Here is a 26,487-nt window from a genome sequence, read left to right on the forward strand (position 1 = left end):
AACTGAAATAAATTCAGCATAGTATGAAAATTAAAGAGATACAAGAGGAAATTGTTGATGAGTTCTCCATGTTTGACGACTGGATGGAGCGTTATGAATACATCATCGAATTGGGAAAAAAACTTCCTTTGATAAAAGAAGAATTCAAAACAGAAAACAATCTGATCAAAGGCTGCCAGTCAAAAGTGTGGTTGCAAGGAGAGCAAACGGATGACAAAATTGTTTTCACTGCCGATAGCGATGCTATTTTGACAAAAGGAATTATTGCGATATTAATTCGGACTTTTTCCAACCAAAAAGCATCTGATATCCTGGAAGCCGACATGAATTTTATTGACGAAATAGGTTTGAAAGAACATTTATCACCCACACGCGCCAACGGATTGGTATCGATGATAAAAAATATAAAAATGTATGCTTTAGCGTTCAATGCACAGAATTGATTTCAAACTAATTCGTTTAACCATATAAGACATTTAAGGTCATATAAGTCAGAATAAAAAACGGAAAATTTATGACCAAAACATATTTAAAAGATTTAATTTATCAGGTTAATGGTTGTGCTATAGAAGTACATAAACATCTTGGTCCCGGTCTTTTAGAAAGTGTTTATCATACATGTTTAAAAAAAGAATTGACAATAAGAGGTTTGGAATTCCAAACTGAACTTACAATTCCTGTTTATTATAAAGGTTTAGAACTTGAAACAGGATTAAGATGTGACTTATTGGTTGAAAAAAGTTTGGTTGTTGAACTGAAAGCAATAGAAAAAGTTTTACCAATACATGAAGCCCAAATTTTAACCTATATGAACCTTTTAGAAATTCCTATAGGATTAATAATAAATTTCAATGTAACACATATTTTTAAAGAAGGACAAAAAACATATGTCAACGAAAGATATAGATATCTGGATGAATAAAAACAAAAATAGCAGACTTTAAATAAGATTTAATCAAGCTAAATAATAAAAAAAAGTACAAATATAATATTCAAAACAAAAACCTTAAATGACCTTCAATGTCTTATATGGTTAAAACACTCAAACAATGGAACAAGAAATAGATACCACCGAGTTAGGAGAATCAATCGTAAAAATATTAAAGACTATTTACGATCCAGAGATTCCTGTAGATATTTACGAATTAGGATTGATTTATGACGTAATGGTCAATACCGATTATGAAGTAAAAATCTTGATGACACTTACCTCTCCAAACTGTCCAGTTGCAGAAAGCTTACCAAGAGAAGTGGAAGAAAAAGTAAAATCATTAGAGAATGTAAAAGATGCTGAAGTAGAAATCACTTTTGATCCGCCTTGGAGCAAAGATTTAATGAGCGAGGAAGCAAAATTAGAATTGGGAATGCTTTAAAATGGCGCGGACTCAACCCAAATCTTTAAACGATCAAAAAATCGGACTAAAATCTTCTTTTGATTCGCTTTTTTTTATACCCCGCTTTTTCAAAGAAATTTGGCGTACTAACAAAACGTTATTCTTGACATCAGCTTTTTGCAGAATCGTTGCGGCTTTGTTGCCCGTTGCAATTTTATGGGTTGGAAAACTCATTTTTGATGCCATCATCCAAATTACAACACACGGCGAAAAGGATTATTCTGCGCTATGGCATTTTGTAGCAATAGAGTTTATACTCGTCGTGTTATCTGATTTGGTAGGTCGGGCAATTTCACTTACCGATGGAATTCTTGGAGATCAGTACAATATCAATAGTTCGATTAAAATTATCAAAAAGACTAATGAAATCGATATTAGTCTGCTGGAAAATTCTGAATTTTACGACAAGCTTGACCGAGCAAGAACGCAAACGGCAGGTCGTGTCGATTTAATGTCGAATGTTTTAGGTCAAGCGCAAACTACTATTTCTATCTTTTCGCTTGTAATAGGATTGATTTATTTTGAACCTTATTTAATTGTCTTATTAGTTTTAAGCATTTTTCCGTCTTTTATTAACGAAGTACGTTTCAGTCAACAACAATATTCGCTGGCTAGAAGCTGGACTTCCGAAAGAAGGGAATTGGATTACCTTAGATTTATTGGCGCCAATGATAAAACGGCAAAGGAAATTAAGCTTTTTGGATTAACTAGCTTTCTGGTCGAAAGATTTGAAACCCTTGCAACGCGCTATTTTAAATTAAATAAATCGCTCGTTGTAAAACGTTCCAGTTATGGGTTTTTATTTAATGTTTTAGGATCAATTAGTTATTATGCAGCATATGTTTTTATAATTTACAGAGTTCTTTCGGGCGGAATTACACTTGGTGAATTAACTTTTTTATCCGGGAGTTTCAATCGTTTAATGACTAGTCTGCGAGATTTTTTTTCCAAATTTACTCGCATATCCGAAAGCTCTTTATATCTGAAAGATTATTTTGATTTTCTTGACATTCCGTCCGAATATAAAAATGAAAAGGAGGTTCCGTTGCCAGAAAAAATCAAAATCGGATTTGAATTTAAAAACGTCTATTTTGCTTATCCGGAATCTGATAATCAAATAGTAAAAGACATTAGTTTTGTTATAAAAGCTGGAGAAAAAATAGCATTCGTTGGGCAGAATGGTGCTGGAAAAACAACACTTACTAAATTACTGCTTCGGTTTTACGAGCCAACATCGGGTGAAATTTTGCTTGACGGCATCAATATAAATCGATATAATAAGGCCAATTACCAGGAATATTTTGGAGTCCTTTTTCAGGATTTTTTCAAGTATGAATTTTCAGTGAAAGAAAATATCGCCATCGGCAAAATTGATGAAATTAATGATTACGAACGAATACAAAAAGCGGCTGAATTGAGTTTGGCCAACGAAGTTGTCTCTGAATTAAAGTATGGCTACGATCAACAACTAGGAAAACGATTTGCCAAAGGTCAGGAACTATCCGGAGGACAATGGCAAAAAATTGCATTGGCGCGGGCTTACATGAAAAACGCTGAAGTTATGATTCTAGACGAGCCCACATCGGCCCTGGATGCCAAAGCTGAAAGCGAAGTTTTTGAACGATTTATAGGGTTAATAAAAGATAAAACCAGTGTAATAATCTCTCATAGATTTAGCACTGTGAGACAGGCAGACCGTATTTTAGTCTTACAAGAAGGTAAGATCTTAGAATCAGGAACGCATAATGAGTTAATGGAAAATAAAAAATTATATGCCCAACTGTTCACACTGCAGGCTGAAGGCTATCTATAAAAAAATGGTATGGAAGATGAAATTATAAATAAAGTTGCGAATAGTGTTTTGGAAGTTTTCGATCTCGAAGATTATTATCCAAAGGGGATTCGCACACAAATTGATATTTCGCAATGGCTGTTGGAAGGTTTTTTATTGAAAGAAAAAGACTTTAGAGAGGAGTTGAAAAATCAAGATTGGTCCCAATACCAAGATCAATATGTAGCGATTCATTGCAGTACCGATGCTATTGTTCCGGCTTGGGCTTCCATTTTGGTTGCGATTCAATTAGCGCCATTTGCCAAGAAAATCATCAATGGAACTTTAGAAGATTTAGACGCTTCACTCTATGAAGAATTATTGCCTAAAATTGACTTTTCGGTTTATGAAAATAAGCCTGTTATTATAAAAGGATGCTCCAGAAAACCGGTTCCGATGCGGGCTTATGTATTAGCAGCGCATTACTTGCAACCTTTTGCCCGAAGTATAATGTATGGCGAAGCATGTTCTGCCGTGCCTTTGTATAAAACCAGTAAAAAATAAATCTATTTTAACAATACAAAACCTTTTTTGCCAAAATAATTTACTCCTTTCTGTACGTTTAAAAAAGAGTTTTTATGTTCCTTATCGGAAATATGAGTATTTTATCTAAAAAATAAAATGTACTTTTTTGGTTAAAATTTACTACCCTTTTTTGGGACATAAATTACTATTTTAACTTCAAGTTTAAAGATAAAGAAATCTATTTATACGATGTAACATTTTGAATTACAGTAAATTACTTAATGATAACTAAATATTAACAATCATTATTCTAATCTTATTTATTCTTAATACATCAGCATTTTTTACAATCTAATCACAACACACCAAACTTGTTTCCAGGGATTTAAGTATAATAGTGGTATTATTTTTTATATATATATTTGTGAATATAAACTAAATAATATGAAAAAAACACTACTTACACTTGTATTTATTTTTGCGTTATCCGTTGTAAACGCTCAAGAAACTCCTAAAGATTCCACTAAAGCTTGGACTAAAAAAGGGAATGTTTCTTTACTTTTTAGTCAATCTTCATACAATAAAGAATGGCTGGGTGGAGGAACCTCAAACATTGCTGGAAATTTTGGTTTGAACTACGATTTCAATTATAAAAAAAACGATATCGTTTGGGATAACAAATTCATATTGGCATACGGATTAAGTAAAATAAAAGGTAACGAGCGTACCGCTAAAACAGATGACCGTTTAGAAATTAACTCTTTATGGGGTAAAAAAGCTTCTGGAAACTGGTTCTATTCGGCTTTCTTTAATTTTAAAACCCAAATGGACACTGGTTTAGATAACAAAAATGGCCTCAGAATATCGCATTTCTTTTCTCCGGCTTATTTCCAGATAGGTCCAGGTATGCTCTGGAAAAAGAACGAAAATTTAAGCGTAAATTTTGCACCAGCTGCAGCAAAAGCCATATTTGTACACGATCATTTTACAGAATTTGGACCTTCATTTGGTGTACTTCAAGGAGATAATTCACGTTTTGAGCTTGGAGCTAGTATTTCTGCTTATTACAAAGTAAACATCATGACCAATGTATCTATTGAAAACCGTTTGAATCTATATTCAAATTATCTTGATGATCCACAAAATGTTGATTTTGATTACCAATTAAATGTTGTAATGAAAATCAACAAGTACTTATCTGCAAATATTGCAGTACAAGCCATTTATGACGACAATGCTATAAGAGGCATGCAAGTGGGACAATTATTTGGTTTAGGAGTAAACTACGGATTGTAATTAAACCCGCTACATAAAAACAGCCTTTTGGAAATTTCCAAAAGGCTGTTTTTTTTACGCGCTGTAGTGACTTGAAATAAATCTATCTTAGAGAAGATTGGCGATGCAAACGCTATAATTTATGTTTCAATTTAAGAAGGCGAGAGGCAAAAGAGTACCAATAGGACTTTTGTGTTATTTTATTATTTGTTCACTGCTGTGGACACAGTTTGTAAAAATGTGCTAACGATTACTACATATCAGCGCGGTTGGCTGTGGTTTTTTCTTTTTATTCCGTTTTTACTTCCGTAATGTCCAGTAAAATGTCGGTAAAATGATTTCCATTGTCACTTTCAAATAATTCACCTGTTAATACTACCTTCCTACCTTTCAAGGCTTCAAATTTAATATTATGTGTAGATGTTAATTGTATTTTTTCAATGTGATTATAGGTGCTCTCAAATCCGTCTTCTGCAAAAACAGAAATTTGTTTATCTAAAAACAAAATATATGGATAAACTTTTTTGTCATTAATTGTATCCTCGCCAAAATTTGGTGCACCATAATGTAATTCAGTTTTTATTATACCGCTAATTGTTCTTACTTTAGATTTCTCTATTTCAACTTCATTATTTATGATTTCTGTTTCCGATTGGTAATTATTTTGACTTTCCGTTTTTTCTGTGTTTTCAGTTTCTTTATTCTGATTGAAAATATCTCTAATTTTATCTGTCACAAAAACATTTCCTAAAACACCAAATCCAATAGTTTTTGTTTCGCCTTTATATTCTGCTTTTGTCAAGGAAAATAAGAAAAAATTATCCCTTGAAACGAAACCATCAGTAAGTTTATCTATAAATATATCTCCGAAAAGTAAACCAAGTCCACTTCCAAAGGATTTATCAGAACTTGTTTCGTTCATTAAGTTTTTAGACATTTCTTTCTTGAAAGCACTTTTTAATTTTGTTTTTACTTCTTGAATATGTTTATCTTCACTAGGATTTGTTATGAAAAGGATAGTAATCAGGGCGAATAAAATTATTAAAGCAGTTTTACGATTATTCATATTGTATTTTAAAAATTATTTTTTTTACGAAATATTAATGTTCAAAATCTTTGTTTCCTATTTATTCTACCACTGTTATCGTAATAAAAGTAGGTACTATACTATCGATAACTTTGTAATTATCAGACATTTTTTTCAAATATTGATTTTAAAAAACGCTACTATAAAACAGTAGTATACTTCTTTAAAGAAACTCCGGTTTTAGCGATCCGCGTTGCAAACGCTATAATTTGTTTCTTAATTTAAGTAGGTACTCGTTGCAAACGAGCACCAGAGAATGGTGACAAACGAGCGCTAGTTGGGAATAAACACATTCAAATCTTACTTCATTAAATGTGATTGTATCTTTGTTATAAATAGTTTCATATTTTTTATCTAATATTTCTGTATACTTATTCTCGAAGTATTGTGAACATATAGCTTTATCAACTATTTTTTGAGATGTTGAACAACCAAAAATTAAAAATAATGAGATTATCAATAAAGTTTCTTTCATAGTTTATTTGTCAAATATTTGATAACGTCCCTTTACTACAGCGCGTTTGGGACTAAATTAAGCCCATTCTTGGGATTTGCTAAATCAACCCAAATACAAAACCAACTTTCTATTAAGCCGATTGCCCAAATCCGTTGTATTAGCTGTTATGCAACGTGCATCTATTCGATCCTACTTTTTATAACTTCTATAATTTCAGTATAATTTTCAAAATTATCTGGAGAAATAATTAAAGTATTACCATTTTTAAGTTGCAAAATATTATAATGATATCCATCAGATATATTGATTCCGCGTGTACTTCTTAATCTTGTTTTTTGTCTGGCTATGCTTGAAATAGAATCGAAAGCAATAAATTGTTTTGTTCGGAATATTAAAGAAGTTTTTTCAATACCATTTTCCATAATTTTCAAAGTAAAATCTTTAAATAAATCTATTGAAAGATATGTTATAAACAACAACACAACAAATGCTAGAATTAAAGATTGCTTTATGGTTTCGTCAGGATTTCTCAATCCATTTACGCAAAAAGATAAAATTAATAAAAACAGGAAAAGTCCAACTCCTATTCTGATGTAAAACAATTTTCTAAATTTTGATTCTATCACCATTTGATTTTATTTATTCCGTTGTTTACTGCATGAGGCACAACTTATATATCGGCGCTACAAAGTAGCGCATGTACTTCTTATTTTGGGTGGATAGGCACTACTACATAGCGTATCCCTTTCAAATATACACTTTAATAATTATCTTACAAATTATCATATGGACTTTTTATTTGTAAATTATCGTTATCGTTACTCCGCATGAAGGATGGCAGCGGAAATCCTCCCGATTTTTCTTCGGGAGATTATAGCGTCCCGAAGTCTCGGGATCCTGACACAGCTGTACCGCAGAGGAGGCTGGGACATGCCCAAAAAAATCCCTCTTGAAAATATCAAAAGGGATTCTGTTGCTCCACTAGAGCTGTCCTCGACTGCGCTCGAACTGACAGCTGTGTAAACTATAAATTGATAATTATTCGCTTTCTTCTACGTCTTTGTCTTCTTTCTCCACAGCGTCTTTATAATCCGGATATAAAAACTTGTTGTAAGGAAAACGGGTGATATGAATATGTCTTACGGCTTCGTACACGCGTTCTCTGAATTCCTCGAAATTTTCTTTGTTAGTAGCCGAAATAAACAACGCATTTTGCTCGCCTACTCGACTCATCCAAGTCGATTTCCATTCTTCCAGCGTGTAATGTCTTGGCGTTTTTTCGGTCATTAAATCATCTTCATCAATAGTCAAATGCTTATACGCATCGATTTTGTTGAAAACCATAATAACGGGTTTGTCATTTGCCTTGATGTCCAATAACGTTTGGTTTACGGATGCAATATGATCTTCAAATTCAGGATGCGAAATATCAACAACGTGCAATAACAAATCCGCTTCGCGAACCTCATCCAGCGTACTTTTGAAAGAATCAACCAGTTGTGTTGGCAATTTCCTGATAAATCCTACGGTATCAGAAAGCAGGAAAGGCAGATTTTTAATAACTACTTTACGAACAGTTGTATCCAATGTCGCAAAAAGTTTGTTTTCTACAAAAACGTCACTTTTCCCAACAGCATTCATCAAGGTTGATTTCCCAACATTAGTATACCCAACCAAAGCCACGCGTACCATGGAACCACGATTGCCTCTTTGCGTTCCCATTTGTTTGTCGATTGCTTTGATTTTATCTTTCAATAAAGCGATTCGGTCACGAACAATACGTCTGTCTGTTTCAATCTCTGTCTCTCCAGGTCCACGCATTCCAATTCCCCCTTTTTGACGCTCAAGGTGTGTCCACAGTCCCGATAATCGAGGTAACATATAGATACATTGCGCCAATTCTACTTGCGTTCTCGCATACGAAGTTTCTGCACGCTGTGCAAAAATATCAAGGATAAGGTGCGTTCTATCCAGGATTTTACATTCCGTAATGATTTTAGATATATTTTTTTGCTGTGAAGGCGATAATTCATCATCAAATACCAAAGTTGAGATATCATTTTCTTTTACAAAATGATGAATCTCTTCAATTTTTCCGGTACCAACAAAGGTCTTAGGATTTGGACGTTCCATTTTTTGCGAAAAACGTTTCACCACCTGGCCGCCTGCGGTAAAAGTCAAAAACTCCAATTCGTCAAGATATTCGCGTAGTTTCTCTTCACTTTGGTTTTGAGTTACAATACCAACAATAGCCGTTTTTTCGAAATTTATTACTTCTTTTTCTAACATATTTTTGAATAAGTTACAAATTTAATGATTTGTAAGGGACTTATTGAGTTCTGGGTTTATAAAAAAATCATAACGTGTGAATAATGATAGTATTTTGGTCGAACGAGATATTAGACCAAAGAAAGATTTTTCCACGATTTAATCTTTACTTTTAAAAAAATTAGTCAATGTTCGGATAATTAGTAGCTAAAAAGTTTATCGAAAAGAAATTAGCGAATTTGCGGTTATTTTAAAAACTCTTGCTTTTGCAAACCTTACTTTTGAAGTTCCATTGGATTTTTAATTATTTTTACAGCAATTTAATACCATTTGAATGAATCGCTTTTTGACAGTACTTCTTGCATTTTTGTCTCCTATTTTTCTTTTTGCCCAAAATAATTCTGAACAATTATTGCAGGAATTGGATCAAACGGTAGGTGATTATGCTCTTTATTCCAATAAAAAAGAGATTCAAATTAACAAACTCAAAAAACTGCTGCTTTATACTTCTTCCGATATTCAAAAATATGATGTTTACGGAAAATTGTATGCGGAATATAAATCGTATCAATCGGATTCAGCGTTGATTTACGCTCGAAAGAGTTTTCAAATAGCCGAAAAACTAAATGACATTCAAAAGTTAAATCATGCCCGATTAAATCTAGCTTCCATCATGGGAACATTAGGAGTATATAAGGAAGCAACAGATATTCTTAATAAAATCAACATCAATACTTCACCCGAATTAAAAAGTTATTATTTTACCGTAAATAGCGTGGTTTATGGTTATATGTCTGATTATGCAGCTTCACTTCAGGAAAAGAAGAAGTATATTCTTTTAACAAAAAAGTATCGTGATTCTTCTTTAAAGTATTACAAACCACAATCTAGTGCTTATATTATGGCGAAGTCCAGTACACTTCTTGATGCTGGAAAACACAAGGAAACACTGGCTTTATTGATGAATTATTTCCCGAATATTGCTCATAACAATGATGATCGAGCGGTTATTGCTTACATTATTTCGCAGGCGTATCACCAAAAAAAAGAGGCTGATCAGGAGAAAAAATGGCTGACTATTTCGGCTATTTCCGATTTGCAATTGGCGAAGAAAGAATACATTTCGTTGCGTTCCTTGGCTTTTCTAATGTATGAAAACGGGGATATTGACCGCGCTTATACATACATAAAACGCTCACTTGAAGATGCTCTTTTTTGCAATGCGCGCTTACGAACTTATGAAATATCAAAGATGTTACCCATTATCAACGAGGCGTATCAAAAACAAAATGAAACCAATCGATTTCAATTGGTACTATTTTTAATAAGTGTGAGTATATTATCTGTATTCCTTTTGGCGGTGCTTTTTTTACTTTTTAAGCAAATGAAAAAATTGTCTAGAGCAAAGCAAGATTTAAGTGTAGCATACAACCAACTTTCGGAGTTGAATGCCGAATTAAATATTTTCAATGAAAAACTGAATGATTCCAATTATACGCTGACCGAAGCCAATCTTTTGAAAGAAATATACATTGGCCGTTACATGGACCAATGTTCAGACTATATAGGAAAATTTGACGAATACCGCCGAAAATTGAATGTCATGGCTACAACAGGAAAAATGAATGACCTGATTAGTGCCGTAAAATCGAAACAATTTGTCGAAAATGAACTGGCTGCATTTCTCACAAATTTCGACAAGACATTCCTACAACTCTTTCCTAATTTCATACCGGAATTCAGCGCTTTATTGGTTGATGATGAAGCGATACAATTGAAGGAAGGCGAACTGCTGAATACGGAACTACGGATTTTTGCACTGATTCGTTTGGGTATCAAAGACAGTGCAAAAATTTCTACTTTCCTAAGGTATTCGGTATCCACAATTTACAATTATCGTTCGCAACTCAAAAACAAAGCAGCAGGTCCACGAGAAGATTTTGAAGCTAAAGTAATGCGGATTGGAACCAATCTAAAATAGAAAAATGCTGTTTTTCAAGAAGGTCTTTGGGATTAAAACAATCTTGACGACCTCTTTTTTAGTATAAATCCACCACTTTTTTTAAACACTAAATTTACATAATAAACAGTTATTCAGTATCTTGCATTTAAAAAAGAGAAACGCAATCTACTTTTTTATGATGACAAAAATATGTAGTGTGTAAAGCGTTTACTTTTACCTTTTCGAAATATGGAAAACTTTGGGTTTTTCTATAAATCGATTTCGTGAAAATCAGAATCTATTACCAAACCTGAAAAATTAATTTATCAAATTCTATTTAAAAAATGAAGCAATTTCTTTTTACAGCCTTACTTTCGCTCGCTTTTTTTAGCTCTGCAAAATCACAGCAGTTAAAATCCCCAAATGGAAAATTTGTAATGGAATTCTCCTTACAAACTGACGGAACTCCAAGTTACAGTTTAAATTACAAAAACAAAGCTGTTGTAAAACCAAGTAAATTGGGTCTTGAATTGAAAAATGACAAAAAATCGTTGTTAAATGATTTCACTGTTATTGACACGAAAACAGCAGCTTTTGACGAAAACTGGAAACCAGTTTGGGGAGAAGTAGCTTCCATTCGCAATCATTATAACGAATTGGCAGTTACCTTAAATCAAAAAGAAACCGACCGACAAATTGTGATTCGTTTCCGTTTGTTTGACGATGGTCTAGGATTTCGTTATGAATTCCCTTCGCAAAAAAACCTTACTTATTTTGTAATCAAAGAAGAAAGAACCCAGTTTGCCATGACAGGCGATCATACCGCGTTTTGGATTCCGGGTGATTACGACACGCAAGAATATGATTACACTACCTCAAAATTATCTGAAATCAGAGGATTATCTGAAAAAGCAAAAACGGCAAATGTATCGCAAACTTCCTTTTCTACAACAGGAGTTCAAACTTCGCTAATGCTAAAAACAGCGGACGGATTGTATATCAATTTGCACGAAGCGGCATTAATTGACTATTCTTGCATGCATTTGAATCTGGACGATGCAACCATGGTTTTCGAATCTTGGTTAACACCTGATGCCAAAGGAGATAAAGGAAATATGCAGGCACCTAATCATTCGCCTTGGCGTACCATAATTGTCAGTGATGACGCAAGAGAAATTCTAGCTTCAAAAATGACCTTAAACTTAAATGACCCTAACAAAATTGAAGATACATCATGGATAAAACCGGTTAAATACGTAGGTGTTTGGTGGGAAATGATTACCGGAAAAAGTTCTTGGGCGTATACGGATGAATTTCCTACGGTTCAACTTGGCGTAACTGATTTTTCAAAAGCAAAACCAAATGGAAAACACGGCGCCAATAACGCCAATGTGAAAAAATACATTGATTTTGCAGCTAAACACGGTTTTGATGCTGTCTTAGTCGAAGGCTGGAATGAAGGATGGGAAGATTGGTTTGGTCATTCTAAAGATTATGTTTTTGATTTTCTGACTCCTTACCCGGATTTTGATGTCAAAGGTTTACATGAATATGCCAAATCAAAAGGAGTTAAAATGATGATGCATCATGAAACTTCGGGATCAGTACGTAACTACGAGCGTCACATGGATAAAGCGTATCAATTTATGAACGACAATGGATACAATTCTGTCAAAAGTGGTTATGTTGGTTCTATCATTGAAAACGGTGGAAATCATTATAACCAATTCATGATTAACCACTATCAATACGCGATAGAAAAAGCAGCAGATTATAAAATTATGGTGAACGCGCACGAGGCAGTTCGCCCAACAGGAATTGCAAGAACGTATCCTAACTTAATAGGTAATGAAGCGGCACGCGGAACCGAATATCAGTCTTTTGGCGGTTCTAAACCAAATCATGTGACGGTGTTGCCTTTTACACGTTTAGTGGGCGGACCGATGGATTATACTCCTGGAATTTTTGAAATGGATTTGAGTAAAATGAATAAGGACAATAACTCCCATGTAAACAGTACAATTGCGAATCAATTGGCATTGTACGTAACCATGTACAGCCCGTTGCAAATGGCAGCTGATACTCCAGAAAATTATGACCGCTTTCCGGATGCTTTCCAGTTTATCAAAGATGTCGCGATAGATTGGTCAGACAGTAAATACCTTGAAGCAGAACCGGGTCAATATGTTACCGTTGCACGTAAAGCAAAAGTGACTAACAATTGGTTTATCGGTAATGTAAATGGCGATACTTCTCGTACCTCAACGATCAAATTTGATTTCTTAGAAAAAGGAAAAAAATATGTGGCTACGATTTATGCTGATGCAAAAGATGCTCATTATAAAACCAATCCACAAGCGTACACAATTCGTAAAATGACGATAACTAACAAATCAAAACTGGCACAACTTAGTGCTCCGGGTGGAGGTTACGCGATAAGCATCGTTGAAATCAAAAAGTAACTAACTATAAATGGCTGTCTAAATAGACAGCCATTTTATTTTCTTAAAAATCAAAAATTACATTATATCATAAAAAAATACTTAAAGAAAAACAGGATTTTACATTGACTTTCTATTATTCGTATAAATAATTAAACTCTGTTTTTACTATCCCATTTTCTTCTACAAGGGAACAGGATACTGGATAGTTTAAATTATTGTATTTGTATTTTCTGCTTTTACCAATAGCATTTACTGCAGTAGAGACAAAACTTAATTCATTATTATTAGATATTGATTCAAAATCAAATTCATCTTCATGAAAAGAAACTAGTGGCACAATCGTTTTATAATTTTGACCAAAAATGTTTTTCACTATTAATAAATCAGCAGAGTTTTTATCATCAAAAGTATAGTTCTTTATTGATTTATCACCAATCAATCCTTTATGTCTTATAATATTGTCTTTGAAATACACATACTCGATTTTATTAACTATTTGTTGATTTCGATCTCTGGAAGAACGTCTGGCTACAAGTCCATTTTCAACAACATATTCAATATCTTCAATCAGGGTTTGATGACTGTTACTTTTTTTAGTTACTGCTTTTACTCTTGATCCTTCATAAGTTATCGTAACTGTTTTAGTGACCAGTTCTCCACCTTCCTCGTGTTTTTTGGCAAACTTTACCAATTGGTCCTCTTTATTATAAGTGTAATTCACAACCTCTTTCCAGTTACTTCCTTGTCTTTCTTTAACAGTCATATCCAATAATTCTTTTGGATTATAAAAAAAACTTTGAATAACGTCAGACGTTTTAATGGACTGTAATTTTCCGTCCGTAAATAAGATGGTTTTATTTATAATCTCACCACTTTTTAAATTACGAAAATTTGTCTTTACAATATTAATTTGCTTTAACTTGACTGATTTTTCTGGAATTTGGCTTTGTGTCAAAAACGGAAAGGTGATAATAAATAGGGCAATAAAGTAGGTTTTCATTCGGTATCTATATCTTTTTGGAATTGCCAAAATACAAAAACCAATCAAAGTATAAAATTTTTATTCCAAATATATATTCTTCAATTTGAATACAATCCGTTTAGGTGTATTTATTATCAAAAAAACAGGAGCAATCTAAAAAAATAGATAACTCCTGTTTCTGATAGGACAGACTTTAAAATTTTTAATGATAACTGCGCAATAAATCTTAATTTACTTTAATCAGTTTGACATCGAAAATAAGTACAGATCCTCCTGGAATCGGCCCGCTACCATTGCTTCCATACCCTAAATGAGAAGGAATCAAAAGAACTCCGCTTCCGCCTTCTTTAAAATAAGGAATCCCTTCAGTCCAGCCTTTTATTACTTGGTTCAACCCAAAAGAAATTCCTTCTGCTTTACTTTCATCAAAAATATTTCCATTAGTAAAATACCCTTTGTACGCAACTGTTACATTAGATGAAGCTGTGGGTTGTGCGCCAGTTCCCGCTTCATTAATAACGTAATGCAAACCTGAATCGGTTTTTGTGGCCGTCAATTTATTTTTGGCAATGTAATCCACGATTTCTTTTTCGTTTTGAACTGTGTAATCAACAGGTTTAGAGGTTTCGTTATCTGATAAACAAGAAACTAATAATAAAGAAACTAATGCTAATAAAGTAGATTTCATAATTTAATTTAAAGGTTAAGACTGCAAATATAGCAATTCAAGCAAAACCTTTTATAAAAATCATTTATCACCATAAACCTGAACATCATCCACTTGAAAAGCACCATCCAAAGCCAGGTTTTTCCCGGAACCGGTATATTTAAAAGCAATATTGATTTTACCTTTGTACGATGATAAATCCACTGCGCCACTTCCCACAAATTGATACCAAGGCGTTGCTTGTTTAGGCAAATTAACAACCAATGGAGTCCAATTTGCTGTAGCAAAATTCAACCCATCAAAATTACTGGAAACATAAACTTCAAGAGAATTTAATGGTGAATCGACATCTAAATGATGCTGAGCGCTTCTAAAAGTCAGGACTTCTTTCGTATGAACATCCATGTCAATTTTTGGCGAAATCAACCAAGCAATATTCGAAACGACTTTGGTTCCACTAATAGCAAACTCTGCATACCCGTTTCCTGAATACACTGTGCCTTTCCAGAAAAGTGATCCTTTTTGAACCATATTTGCCCATCCCGGAAGACTCAATTTCGACCTATCGACTACTTTTTCAAAATCTTCTGCGAAAAATGGAATCGCTCTCGGTCCGGTCATCAACACATCTTTTTCAGAACGAGGTAATAATTGGTAATCACTTCCGTATTTCGTCAAAATCCCCCTTACTTTTCCGCTTCCATTGGGAACTAATTTAGTTGCAAAATCAGAAAAACTACTCGTTCTAAAATAGATTTGATTCCCTAATTTATCCATCAAACCCCAATTCGTCGCACCGCCCACATTATTGGTTTCTTCAAAATAATTGCGTCCTACTGCAGCAGCTGAAAACTGAACATCAGACAGTTCGACCAATGTATTCAAATTAGAATCATTCAGCAGTTCCGACATGGTTAAAGACCGTACCAAAACATCCTCTTTGACATTCGTACAAGACGCATTCAACACCTTTTTGTACTCATTTTGCGAAAGTCGCCCTACTCCGCCTTCATTATAGGAATTCACGAAAATACTCCCGATACGCATGCCTCCGAACGAAATATCCGTGTATTGGTCTTTCAATTTTATGTATACTTTATTGCCCAATCTATAGTCAATATACAAGTTAGTAGCGTCTACAGGAACACTAAATCCTGTGGCTGGCTTTGTGGCTGTTGCCAAAGTCTGAAAAGAAATCGACTTGAAAAAATTCCCCGATTCATCGCTGGAAACTACATACGCCTCGATGATATCATCGTATTTGTATTGCGTTACAATAGCATTTGCAGCAGCATGAATCTCGCTAACTGATTTGTTTGTGACTAAATCCGGCTGTGTACAAATGAGTTTTGGAGCCATAACTTCATCTGTTACGCAACTTGTGAGTGTGATTGTCAATAACAACAATAGAACCGATTTGTAAAATGTTGATTTCATATACTTTAATTTATAGATTGATAAAAAGGTTCACGAAATACGTTCTGCCGTATCCGTAGAAATATTTTGGTCCAAAAGAAGGCGTACCGCTGGAAACATCCTGATTAATTTGTCTGAAATTAGCATTTCGGGCTTGTTCGTAACCACCTGTTTTATAAGTTACATTAAGCACGTTATTAATGCTGGCAAAAAACCCAACATTCTTTCCATAAATTCTCCATGATTTTCCACCAACGAGGTTGAGCAACATGGTTGGATCCAATTTTTCTTGTTTGATTAGAATGGCTGCTCGTTCTTCGGTTGCTTCTGGAAAATTGAAACCGCTGGCTGGATTTTTGTAAAAAATTTCGGTTCTGGAAATGGGTGAAATATCAATATAACTGTTGGTGAGGTAATTTACATTGGCGCTAATCCACCAATATTTTGGATCTCTGTATTCAATTCCCACGGAATAGGCGCGCTGTGGCATACCCGCTTGCTTGTAATTTTTGAGGGAGGCGATTCCAAAATCAAAAACCGGACTGGTGTTCTCTGGAGCTGCTTCGGCATCATTTGTCAAAGTCACTTTTGGATTACTGTCATAGGTAAATTCTCCAAAAGCTGCCGAAAAAGTGGTTTTAAATGTTTGTGTCAATTGATATTCCAAACTAAATTCGGCACCCATATTCTTCTTGTTCAATTTTGTCAAAGTTTGGCTCACAAAAGCATCGGTATTTAAATAGCCCGCGCCATCATCAAAAATCCCTTCGGCATAAAAGAAGGAAATTTGAGTCGCATTTTTAATTAGGGAGTAATAAGCTGTCAGTCGGGCTTTGAGTTTTGGAGACCGATACACATAACTCGCATCCAAACTGCTGATGTTCTCACTTTCTATTCCGTTTACAATTGCATTATTCAATCGTGAATTTGCAAAAGTATTTTTCAAAGAAGGTGCTTTGGTCAAATGCGCCGCATTGAAAGTCACCAACTGCTTTCCGGAGATTTTCAAATTGAATCCGGCTTTAAAGCCAAAATTTTCAAACACCACTTTCTCGCTTTTCCCGAAGGAATTAGTTTCATAGATTCCGTTTTTGTACAAACCTTCCCGTTGATAATCAGCTCTGGAAAAATTTTGCGCCAGATAAAAATCTACTTTATTATAGGTAAATTTAAATTGGGTAAACGCTTCTAACGCATTGGCAAAATAATTATAGTTGTAGCCGTACATATCGCCAACAACTACTTGACGGTATGGATTATTCAAATCAGATTGTGATTGATTTCCGCTGTAAAAAGCATCGATATCGTCAAAATAAGAACCGCCAAGCAAGTCCAATAATTTTTGTGAATTATGCGATTTTAGTTTTTTGAACGATGCTCCGGCATTTAGAAAAATATTTTCTGACAGTTGCGCAGTCAAATTTGTTGTAGCCACCGCCGTTTCATCTTCCACTTGATCTTCATACAAAACATACTTGCTTTTTGTAGGTTCGTAGCCCGAAATTGTTCCATTAGCATCCAAAACTGGATTTTGATTGGCTTGGTATAATGCCGTCCAATCAATTTGAGGATTCGCTAAAAATTCCGCTTTGCTTTTCTCGGCATTTTCATAATCTGGAGTAAATGCTCCCGAAAATTCTCCGTTATCCGGTGCATAAAGCGAGCTGTAATAACTGGGCATTTTTCTATAATACGTTGGGTCCGGACTATTGGCATTTTGATAATCGATGTTGCTATTGGCAATTGTTCCAAATTGATACATCACACTCGAATTCAAGTTGATTTTATCGTTGATTTTAAAATAGTGATTCAGCATAATCGTGGGTTCTTCAATGGTTTTAATACGGGCATTTCTCTTTTTACCGTCTTGAAAACCCCAATACGAATTGTATTTTACGTTTGTCAGCTGCGTAACCTCGGATGTGTTTGGAGAATTTTTTGCTCTGGAATTGGGCGTGTACAGGGCCGTCAGATTTAACGAATGTTTCTCACTTAACTTTTTTTCGAGACTTATAAAAAAGGAATTCGCATCATAACTTGTCCCTTCAAAATAGCCTTCTTGTGCCCAGCGTTTTCCTGCCGATACGACAAAAGCCCAGCCAGAGGAATTCATGCCGGAAGCATGCGTTGCCATCGTGCGCCAACTGTAATTGGTATTCGTTGATGAAAATGTGATTCGGGAACCGGGTCTGTATATAGAAGCCCGCGTATTGATTTCCTGCGTTCCTAAAATCCCACCAAACGTATAATCCGACGGAGCAGTTCCCAGTGTAAATTCCTGATTGCGGAGCGCATCATTCAGTCCGCCCCATTCGCCCCATTGCGGTCTTCCATCATAAATTTTATTCATGGAAACGCCATTAATCATCATCGTGGAATGTTCACTGTCTAATCCGCGAACTCTAAAACGGGCTTGCCCCCAATTGAAAGCAGCGGCTTGCAAAAAAGCATCTCGGGAGGATTGAAGGAGTCCGGAAGTACTTTCGGAACTGCTGCTGTCTTCACCAAAATCACTTTCGATAAGTGTTATTATACTGTTTTGTTGTTCTGCGGATTGATCTTCTTCTAAAGTTATGGTTCCTAAATCCAGCATTTGTCCTTCGGTAATTTCAACCGGATACAGGCCGTCTTTGAAACCCTGACTGTGCACCAGAAGCAGTATGTTTCCTGTGGGAACGGAATCAAAACTAAAATTACCATCCTCTTTAGTGAGTTGCATTAAAGTCGTATTTTGAACAGTGACGACGACAAATCCTAGTGGATTTTGGGTTTTTGAGTCTACGATTTTTCCAAAAAAACCCGTACTGTTTTGTGCAATACTACATCCAATATGAACCATAAAAAAGAACGCAAAGTAAAATTTATTCATAAATTCAGATGATGAGGTTACAGTATAAAAGCGGGAATTGCAATAATAAGTTCAACCGCTACAATGAATTGCAACGGTTGAACTACAAAAATTGAAAACGTCATCCGAAATGGGATAACGTTAAATAATTAAAAGTGAATTTTGGAAAAGGTGCTATAAACTTTAAATACGATACTGCTGACTAAGTGGTATTTTGCATGCAGTATCAAACGAAAATAATCTATGAAAGAATTATAATGTTAAATGTATAAAAAAAATACTAACATATTGATTTTCAATGAAAATATTTTTATCAAATCTGTTTTCGGGGAAAGTTCTTAGATAATTAAAACGAATTCAGTAGCCCCGATGGCAGCAAGTATCCCATGCTTTTGGGCGTGGATACTGCGAACAGCGGGAGAGTTTGTTTTATGGAAACGAAATGTTGTGCTACTAAAAATTTATAATTATTCTATTGCTTTGATTCGGGAAACCATTATGGCGATAAGAATCCCAAATACGCCGATAAATGCGAATGAAAATCTAAGACTTGACAACTCCGCTATGTAGCCGATGATTGGCGGACCCATAAGAAAACCCAGAAAACTGACGCTGGAAACGGTTGTTAAGGCTACGCTGGGCGATACATTTGGGGTTTTTCCCGCCACACTGTAAACTGTAGGAACTATGGTGGAAACTCCCAAACCAACGAACATAAATGCGATGGTTGCGGGGATGACGAAAGGGAAGATTACGGCTGTAAAAAGCCCTGCTGATATCATGATTCCGCTGATTTGCAAGACGGTTTTTCTCCCAAATTTACGGATTAGACCGTCTCCTAAGAAACGTCCGCCGGCCATCATAATCATAAAGGAAGTGTACCCCAGAATGACTAATGGTCCGGGAGCTTTGATGACTTCTTTGAAAAAAACGCCGCTCCAATCGAACATTACGCCTTCGCTAGCCATGCAACAAAACCCGATTATTCCCAGCCAAATCAGGGCGCTATCCGGTTTTGAGAACATTTTTTTCTTCTCGGTTCGAATGGTTTCTTTGGCTTTTATTAAAAATTTATAATTGAAAGCCATCATCAAAAATACGATTCCGGCCACAATCAGAAAATGAATGTAAGGTGATAATTCAAAAGCTAGCATTCCTAATCCTACTAATGCTCCCATGAATCCGGCAAAACTCCACATCCCGTGAAAAGAGGACATGATGGTTTTTTTGAACAATACTTCGGTGTAAACGCCTTGTGTGTTTACGGCGATATTAGATAGATTTCCAAAGATTCCAAACACGAATAATCCCAATGACAATTGCCAAGCCTGATTGGCCAATCCTAAATTTGTCATGCTAAAAACATATAGTGAAAGGGCGAATATCAAGATTCTGTGGCTTCCAAAACGAGTGACTAATTTTCCGGAAAAAGGCATTATCACTAATTGTCCTAACGGCAAAGCGAATAGAATACTTCCTAAATCGCCTTCGCTGAGGTGCAAAGCGGTTTTAATATCCGGGATTCGGCTGGCCCAAGTGGCGAAACACAAGCCCATCCCAAAGTAGAACATCGAAACAGCCCAACGGATTCGGTTTAAATAAGAAACCTTAGCTTGTGTGTATGTTTTCTTGAGTTTGGCTTTCGTTTTTAACCTTCCTAAAAAGTTTAAATCTATCAAAGTGATTAATTTAGCATTTAATGGCTCAAAATTACAAAAAGCAGTGATTGATTGTGTCAAAACAACATATTTGAGGAAAAATACAACGTTATTGTTTATAAAAAGTGATTGCCGCTAATTTGCTAATTTTTAAAAAGTATAGAAATAAGCTAATTCGCGGTAGATTCTATAGGTCAATTGCTTTTTTCTGCGCGCTGCTTTGGATTGCCGCTTCAATAATTTGCATGACCTGAACACCTTCTTGAGCCGTCACCGGTTCTATAACGTCATTTATAATCGAATGATAAACTCCGTCAAAAAAGTCGTAGTAATTCCCTTGAAGTGTGGGGATAATTTCTTGAACAATTTCACCATTAATTTCAGTGTGCAATAGTCCTCTTTTTTCGATGGATTCTGTTCCCCAAGTGTCTAAATTTGGTTTATTTCCTAATTTTAATTCGTCTTCCTGTACATCACCACGCGGTTTTAGGAAAGACCCTTTCTTACCATGAACCACAAAAGACGGAATTGCTTCCCGAACAAAAAATCCAGCTTTGAGTCGGACACGGAAATTAGAATAATACATTAAAATATCAATGTAATCATCTACCAAAGAATGTTCTCGTGTGATGCGAATATCCGCGAAAACGGATTGTGGCAATCCAAATAAACACAACGCCTGATCGATTAAATGCGGTCCCAAATCCTTTAGAATTCCTGCACCAGAATTAACGGTTTCTTTGTGTTGTTTCGGACTTAAAATAGGATTGTAGCGATCAAAGTGGAATTCGGCTTCCACGATATCACCTAATACTTTCTCTGAAATAATTTTCTGGACGGTTTTAAAATCGCTGTCCCATCTTCTGTTTTGGAAAACGGCCAGTTTCAATCCTTTTTCTTTGGCGATAGCCGCTAATTCCTGCGCTTGGGCAACGGTTGTAGTAAAAGCTTTTTCGACAATAGCGTGTTTTCCGGCAAGAAGCACTTGTTTTGCATATTCATAATGCGTTTCCACCGGAGTATTTACGATGACTAAATCTACATCATCTTCCAACAACTCTTCTAGCGTGGCATAACTTTTTACAGCAGGAAAATCCTGGTGGATTAATTTTTTAGTTCGTTCCCAAGCACCAAGAAGTTCAAATCCCGGGTGAAAATTTAAAAAAGGAGCATGAAATACTTTCCCAGACATGCCGTAGGAAAGTAAAGCAGTTTTTATTTTTTGCATGGTTGTATATTTTATACGATTTATTCTGAAAATTGTCATTCCGACGAAGGAGGAATCTACGTTATGTGAGTTACTTGATGAGATTCCTCCTTCGTCGGAATGACAAAAATAATACGTTTATTATTTACTTTTTAGCTCTTTCATATTGTCTAGGCCATTCGATTTCCGCATTTAAATCATGGGCAAATGTCAATCCCAGATTCGGATTCCTAAGGGATTCTCTGGCAAAAAGTACTAAATCCGCTTTTCCTGAAGCTACTATTTCCTCGGCTTGAGCAGCTTCGGTAATTAAACCAACTGCTCCAGTCAGGATTCCAGTTTCTCTTTTAATTTGGTCCGCAAAAGGAACTTGATAATTTGGTCCCAACGGAATTTGTTGGTGAGACACTAATCCCCCTGAAGAAACATCGATTAAATCCACGCCTTTTTCTTTTAATATTTTCGAAAGCTGTACAGATTCTTCAGCATTCCAACCTCCTTCTGCCCAGTCTGTAGCCGAAATTCTAACAAATAAAGGCAGGTTTTCCGGCCATTCTGATTGAACTGCATCCACTACTTCGAGTGTTAAACGGATTCGGTTTTCGAAACTTCCTCCGTATGCATCTGATCTGAAATTAGACAAAGGAGAAAGAAACTGATGCAACAAATACCCGTGCGCCGCATGAATTTCCATTACCTGAAAACCTGATTGAAAGGCTCTTTTTGTAGCTGATTTAAAGTCGGAAACTACTTTTTGAATTCCCGCATCATCTAATGCAACAGGAGCGTTTTCAGTATGATGATACGCAACTGCACTTGGCGCCACGGTATCCCAGCCGCCTTGTGTTGCGTCTAGTTTTCGGCCTCCGTTCCACGGTGATGCAGCACTTGCTTTTCTTCCGGCATGAGCCAATTGGATTCCGGGAACCGATTTCTGACCAATAATAAATTGATTAATCTGCTGCATTTTTTCAATTTGCTCGTCTTTCCAAAGTCCCAAATCACCTGGAGAAATTCGGCCTTCGGGAGAAACTGAAGTCGCTTCCTGAATGATTAATCCCGCACCACCACTGGCACGACTGCCAAGATGTACGAGATGCCAATCATTGGCAAAGCCATCTTGAGCCGAATACTGGCACATTGGTGAAATAGCAATTCTGTTTTTTAACGTGATACTTTTTATTGGAAGAGGAGAAAATAATTTTGAAGACATATTTTAATTTTAAAAGTGAAAGAAACAAGAAATACTCATTTCAAAAAAGTAAAGTTAAGATTCACAGACCAAAGTAAAAATTGAATTTCTATTAATTAACAAACTTTTAAAATGGTATGGAACAATTATTGTAAAATAAACAAATAGAAAACCTTACTTTTGTCAGTTGTAAAAGAACTAAAATTAAAAAATGGATATATTTATCAAGCTTTCTCAATTTTTATTGAGCTTATCATTACTGATTATACTTCACGAATTAGGACATTTCATTCCTGCAAAATTGTTTAAAACCAGAGTCGAAAAATTCTACTTATTTTTTGATGTTAAATATTCCCTTATCAAAAAGAAAATTGGCGAAACTGAATATGGTATCGGTTGGTTGCCTTTGGGTGGTTATGTGAAAATTTCCGGAATGATTGACGAAAGTATGGACAAGGAGCAAATGGCGTTACCACCTCAACCATGGGAATTCCGTTCAAAACCGGCTTGGCAACGTTTAATTATTATGTTAGGTGGTGTTACCGTGAATTTTATTTTGGCTTTCATTATATATATCGGAATGGCATTTGCATACGGCGATACTTATATTGCTAATGCTGATTTGAAAGACGGTTTATTAGTAGAAAACAAGGCGATGCAAAAAGTGGGTTTCCAAACTGGAGACCATATAGTTTCCGTTGATGGTGAAAAAATCGTCAAATTTGATAATGATCTTACGATGAAAGTTATCATGGCAAAAGAAGTGCTTATTGTAAGAAATGGAAAAGAACAAGCTATCAAAATGCCAAATGATTTTGTGGATCAATTATCAAAACATAAAAAAAGTGTGTTGTTAGATATCAGAATGCCATTTGTAGTGGGAGCTGTTGCCCCTGAATCTAAAAACACTGCGTTGCAACCAAAAGACATTATCCTTGCACTTAACGGGCAACCAACAAAATATTTTGACCAAGCTAAAGCGGTTCTGGAAAGCAACAAAAACAAAACGATTGAGGCAACTATTTTAAGAGACGAGAAAGAAATAAAAGTCCCCATTATGGTTGGTAATGATGGAAAACTAAATATAAATCGAGGAGGTTTGAGCATGGCTTCATTAGAAAAACTGGGCTATTACAAAGTAAGCAAACAGGAATTTGGTTTCTTAGAATCTATTCCGGTTGGGATTACAAGAGGAAAAGATCAGTTAGTAGGATACGGAAAACAATTGAAAATGATTTTCAGTCCAAGTACGGGTGCATATAAATCAGTGGGTGGTTTTAAGGCCATATTCGACATTTTTCCTAATACTTGGAGTTGGCAAGTTTTCTGGAACATCACCGCATTATTATCGATAATGCTTGGTGTAATGAACTTATTACCTATTCCGGCACTTGATGGTGGACACGTAATGTTTTTATTATATGAAATTATCAGTGGTAAAAAACCAAGTGATAAATTCCTAGAGAATGCGCAAATGGTTGGTTTCGTATTACTTATAACACTGTTACTATTTGCTAACGGAAATGATATTTACAAGGCAATTGTAGGGAAGTAAAAAAAATTAAAAAAAATTTAATTTTTGCTTGCACAAACCAAATGATAGCCTATCTTTGCACCGCTTTACAACTGAAACGAACATCACAATAAAGCAATTAAAAACGTTCATTCACACCAGAATAAAAATATACAGTTTCCTTCTTAGCTCAGTTGGTTAGAGCATCTGACTGTTAATCAGAGGGTCCTTGGTTCGAGCCCAAGAGAGGGAGCTTTTTAAAAAGACTTTACAGCAATGTAAGGTCTTTTTTGTTTTAAGGCGGTACTGAAAGCGGGACTTCACGGCGATTCAGTAGCGAAGAGATATTTTTTGACTTCTGCCAACTTGCCAACTTATTTTGCAAAAAAAGGCAACATATTAGGCATCATCTCTTTTTCTAAAAGGCATCACTTTTTTTATCGTAACCATTTGCATGTCTGACTAAAACAAAAAGTTATGACAACAGACAATTTCAAAATTCTATTTATTGAAGGAAAGAATAGAAAAAACAAGAAGAATCAATCTCCATTATTTTGCCGACTAACCCTAAATGGGAATAGAAAACAGCTTAGCACAGGCATTAATATTGAGTCCGAGCATTGGGATACCAAAAACCAAGTAATTCTAAAATCCCACAAATCTGCAATTTTATACAACTCTCAATTGGACAAGATAAAATCAAAGGTCAATAGCATCTACATGATTTTAAGATTACAGGAAAGCCCTTTTTCTGTTGAGGACATTCACGATAAATACTTAGGCAAAGAACTAAAGAAAAGTGAATTTATTCTATCCTATTACAAACAGTATCTCTCCAAAATCGAAAAACTAGTAGGACTAGAAATCAAAGACAATACCTATAACAAGTTCATTTATGTAGGCAACCATTTAGAAGCTTTCCTAAAATGGAAATATAAAAAAACAGATTACCCCCTAAAAGAATTAAGTCTACAGTTTCTAAGTGATTTTGACTACTATTTAAAAACAGAAAAGAAGCAAGGACAAATTACTATCAACAAAACCATTCAAAGGCTAAGAACACCAATAAAACAGGCCATTTCAGAAGGCTATTTGGATAGAGATCCATTTATACTTCACAAGTCTAAAACAGTCCGTAAAACCGTTATCTTCCTTACTACTGAGGAACTCAAAACCCTTGAAGAAGCAGTTTTACAACAAAAGAGATTAAGCACCATTCAAGACTTATTTATTTTTTGTTGCTACACAGGACTAGCCTATAATGAAATGGCAAATCTTGAGAAGCAGAACATCCAAATAGGGTTTGATAACATTAACTGGATTCAGATGAAGAGAGAGAAAACACAGCGTCAAATCTCAATTCCAATTCTGCCAAAAGCACAAGAAATTATCGAGAAATACTCAACCGATAGTAATCGCATCTTCCCTCCAATAAGCAATCAAAAATTCAATTCTTATCTCAAGGAAATTTCAGCTATAGCAGGAATTGAAAAAAGATTAACGCACCACATTGCAAGAAAAACATTTGCCTCAACTGTCCTATTGTACAATGATGTCCCAATGGAAATTGTATCTGAACTACTGGGTCATTCTAACATGGTTATTACACAGGAAAGTTACGGGAAGGTAGTACAGAAGAAAGTGAGTGAGGCAATGAAAACATTAAAATTGAGAATTGACGAAATCCAAAAATCTTAACAATCCAGTAGATATCACTAAAAGTGGGTATTGCAAGAGGAAAGTAATAGATGTTTCTTTGTGAGTAAAGGATCACTTCTTTTAAGTCACACAATAAAGATTTATAACAATAAAAACTTGTGTTTACGGCAAACCGTAAAATA

20 protein-coding genes and 1 tRNA gene are annotated in these 26,487 nt (G+C 35.1%); 11 read left to right on the forward strand and 10 right to left on the reverse strand.

Translation table 11 applies throughout. The features are described from left to right. Nucleotides 1-23 precede the first annotated feature (23 nt). The 6 genes from AC0J6S_RS04080 (at nucleotide 24) to AC0J6S_RS04105 (ending at nucleotide 4,986) form a co-directional block, all read left to right on the forward strand. Entirely contained in the window at nucleotides 24-443 is a 420-nt protein-coding gene (locus tag AC0J6S_RS04080) for a SufE family protein (RefSeq protein ID WP_113664801.1), read from the forward strand. A 71-nt stretch (nucleotides 444-514) separates the two neighbouring features. After that, nucleotides 515-922: a GxxExxY protein gene (locus AC0J6S_RS04085; RefSeq protein ID WP_474955555.1), complete on the forward strand. Its 408-nt coding sequence runs from the start codon at nucleotides 515-517 to the stop codon at nucleotides 920-922. Nucleotides 923-1,049: 127 nt separating this feature from the next. Next, entirely contained in the window at nucleotides 1,050-1,373 is a 324-nt protein-coding gene (locus tag AC0J6S_RS04090; protein ID WP_091166396.1) for an SUF system Fe-S cluster assembly protein, read from the forward strand. A gap of 1 nt (nucleotide 1,374) precedes the next feature. Then, nucleotides 1,375-3,207: an ABC transporter ATP-binding protein gene (locus AC0J6S_RS04095; RefSeq protein ID WP_474955556.1), complete on the forward strand. Its 1,833-nt coding sequence runs from the start codon at nucleotides 1,375-1,377 to the stop codon at nucleotides 3,205-3,207. A 9-nt stretch (nucleotides 3,208-3,216) separates the two neighbouring features. Beyond that, nucleotides 3,217-3,729 carry a DUF2480 family protein gene (locus AC0J6S_RS04100; RefSeq protein ID WP_474955557.1) on the forward strand — a complete coding sequence of 171 codons (513 nt, stop codon included), beginning with the start codon at nucleotides 3,217-3,219 and terminating at the stop codon, nucleotides 3,727-3,729. 405 nt (nucleotides 3,730-4,134) lie between these two features. Beyond that, the gene (locus tag AC0J6S_RS04105) at nucleotides 4,135-4,986 is read left to right on the forward strand and encodes a DUF3078 domain-containing protein (protein WP_474955558.1); all 852 of its coding nucleotides are present in this window, start codon (nucleotides 4,135-4,137) and stop codon (nucleotides 4,984-4,986) included. 268 nt (nucleotides 4,987-5,254) lie between these two features. Here AC0J6S_RS04105 and AC0J6S_RS04110 read toward each other — a convergent pair whose 3' ends face one another. From AC0J6S_RS04110 to hflX, 3 genes are all read right to left on the reverse strand, one after another. Further along, nucleotides 5,255-6,031: a DUF4431 domain-containing protein gene (locus AC0J6S_RS04110; RefSeq protein WP_474955559.1), complete on the reverse strand. Its 777-nt coding sequence runs from the start codon at nucleotides 6,029-6,031 to the stop codon at nucleotides 5,255-5,257. A gap of 657 nt (nucleotides 6,032-6,688) precedes the next feature. Further along, on the reverse strand, nucleotides 6,689-7,138 hold the full coding sequence (locus tag AC0J6S_RS04115; RefSeq protein ID WP_474955560.1) for a DUF6585 family protein: 450 nt from the start codon (nucleotides 7,136-7,138) through the stop codon (nucleotides 6,689-6,691). A gap of 409 nt (nucleotides 7,139-7,547) precedes the next feature. Next, on the reverse strand, nucleotides 7,548-8,798 hold the full coding sequence (gene hflX, locus AC0J6S_RS04120; RefSeq protein WP_474955561.1) for a GTPase HflX: 1,251 nt from the start codon (nucleotides 8,796-8,798) through the stop codon (nucleotides 7,548-7,550). Nucleotides 8,799-9,111: 313 nt separating this feature from the next. Here hflX and AC0J6S_RS04125 point away from each other — a divergent pair, with 313 nt between their 5' ends. Further along, nucleotides 9,112-10,758 carry a DUF6377 domain-containing protein gene (locus AC0J6S_RS04125; protein WP_474955562.1) on the forward strand — a complete coding sequence of 549 codons (1,647 nt, stop codon included), beginning with the start codon at nucleotides 9,112-9,114 and terminating at the stop codon, nucleotides 10,756-10,758. Between the two features lie 305 nt (nucleotides 10,759-11,063). Beyond that, on the forward strand, nucleotides 11,064-13,181 hold the full coding sequence (locus AC0J6S_RS04130; RefSeq protein WP_474955563.1) for a glycoside hydrolase family 97 protein: 2,118 nt from the start codon (nucleotides 11,064-11,066) through the stop codon (nucleotides 13,179-13,181). Nucleotides 13,182-13,296: 115 nt separating this feature from the next. On the opposite strand, the gene AC0J6S_RS04135 is transcribed toward AC0J6S_RS04130, so the two are convergent. The 7 genes from AC0J6S_RS04135 to AC0J6S_RS04165 form a co-directional block, all read right to left on the reverse strand. Further along, the gene (locus AC0J6S_RS04135) at nucleotides 13,297-14,163 is read right to left on the reverse strand and encodes a hypothetical protein (protein ID WP_474955564.1); all 867 of its coding nucleotides are present in this window, start codon (nucleotides 14,161-14,163) and stop codon (nucleotides 13,297-13,299) included. Between the two features lie 208 nt (nucleotides 14,164-14,371). Then, nucleotides 14,372-14,833, reverse strand: a complete 462-nt coding sequence (locus AC0J6S_RS04140; RefSeq protein ID WP_474955565.1) for an FKBP-type peptidyl-prolyl cis-trans isomerase — start codon at nucleotides 14,831-14,833, stop codon at nucleotides 14,372-14,374. 60 nt (nucleotides 14,834-14,893) lie between these two features. Then, nucleotides 14,894-16,249, reverse strand: a complete 1,356-nt coding sequence (locus tag AC0J6S_RS04145) for a DUF5689 domain-containing protein (protein ID WP_474955566.1) — start codon at nucleotides 16,247-16,249, stop codon at nucleotides 14,894-14,896. 10 nt (nucleotides 16,250-16,259) lie between these two features. Continuing rightward, nucleotides 16,260-19,097 (reverse strand): carboxypeptidase-like regulatory domain-containing protein, encoded by a 2,838-nt coding sequence (locus tag AC0J6S_RS04150; protein WP_474955567.1) that lies wholly within the window; start codon nucleotides 19,095-19,097, stop codon nucleotides 16,260-16,262. 446 nt (nucleotides 19,098-19,543) lie between these two features. Further along, nucleotides 19,544-20,815, reverse strand: a complete 1,272-nt coding sequence (locus tag AC0J6S_RS04155; protein ID WP_474955568.1) for an MFS transporter — start codon at nucleotides 20,813-20,815, stop codon at nucleotides 19,544-19,546. A gap of 106 nt (nucleotides 20,816-20,921) precedes the next feature. Further along, entirely contained in the window at nucleotides 20,922-21,962 is a 1,041-nt protein-coding gene (locus AC0J6S_RS04160; protein ID WP_474955569.1) for a Gfo/Idh/MocA family oxidoreductase, read from the reverse strand. Nucleotides 21,963-22,086: 124 nt separating this feature from the next. Then, complete coding sequence (locus AC0J6S_RS04165) at nucleotides 22,087-23,154, reverse strand: NADH:flavin oxidoreductase/NADH oxidase (protein ID WP_474955570.1); 1,068 nt, start codon at nucleotides 23,152-23,154, stop codon at nucleotides 22,087-22,089. Nucleotides 23,155-23,344: 190 nt separating this feature from the next. Here AC0J6S_RS04165 and rseP point away from each other — a divergent pair, with 190 nt between their 5' ends. The 3 genes from rseP (at nucleotide 23,345) to AC0J6S_RS04180 (ending at nucleotide 26,344) form a co-directional block, all read left to right on the forward strand. Continuing rightward, entirely contained in the window at nucleotides 23,345-24,688 is a 1,344-nt protein-coding gene (gene rseP / locus AC0J6S_RS04170) for an RIP metalloprotease RseP (protein ID WP_474955571.1), read from the forward strand. A 137-nt stretch (nucleotides 24,689-24,825) separates the two neighbouring features. Beyond that, nucleotides 24,826-24,899: transfer RNA gene (locus tag AC0J6S_RS04175), tRNA-Asn, on the forward strand. A 224-nt stretch (nucleotides 24,900-25,123) separates the two neighbouring features. Continuing rightward, nucleotides 25,124-26,344, forward strand: a complete 1,221-nt coding sequence (locus AC0J6S_RS04180) for a tyrosine-type recombinase/integrase (RefSeq protein ID WP_474955572.1) — start codon at nucleotides 25,124-25,126, stop codon at nucleotides 26,342-26,344. The last annotated feature ends 143 nt before the right edge of the window (nucleotides 26,345-26,487 follow it).

Source organism: Flavobacterium sp. TS_SC_5, from assembly GCF_056156265.1.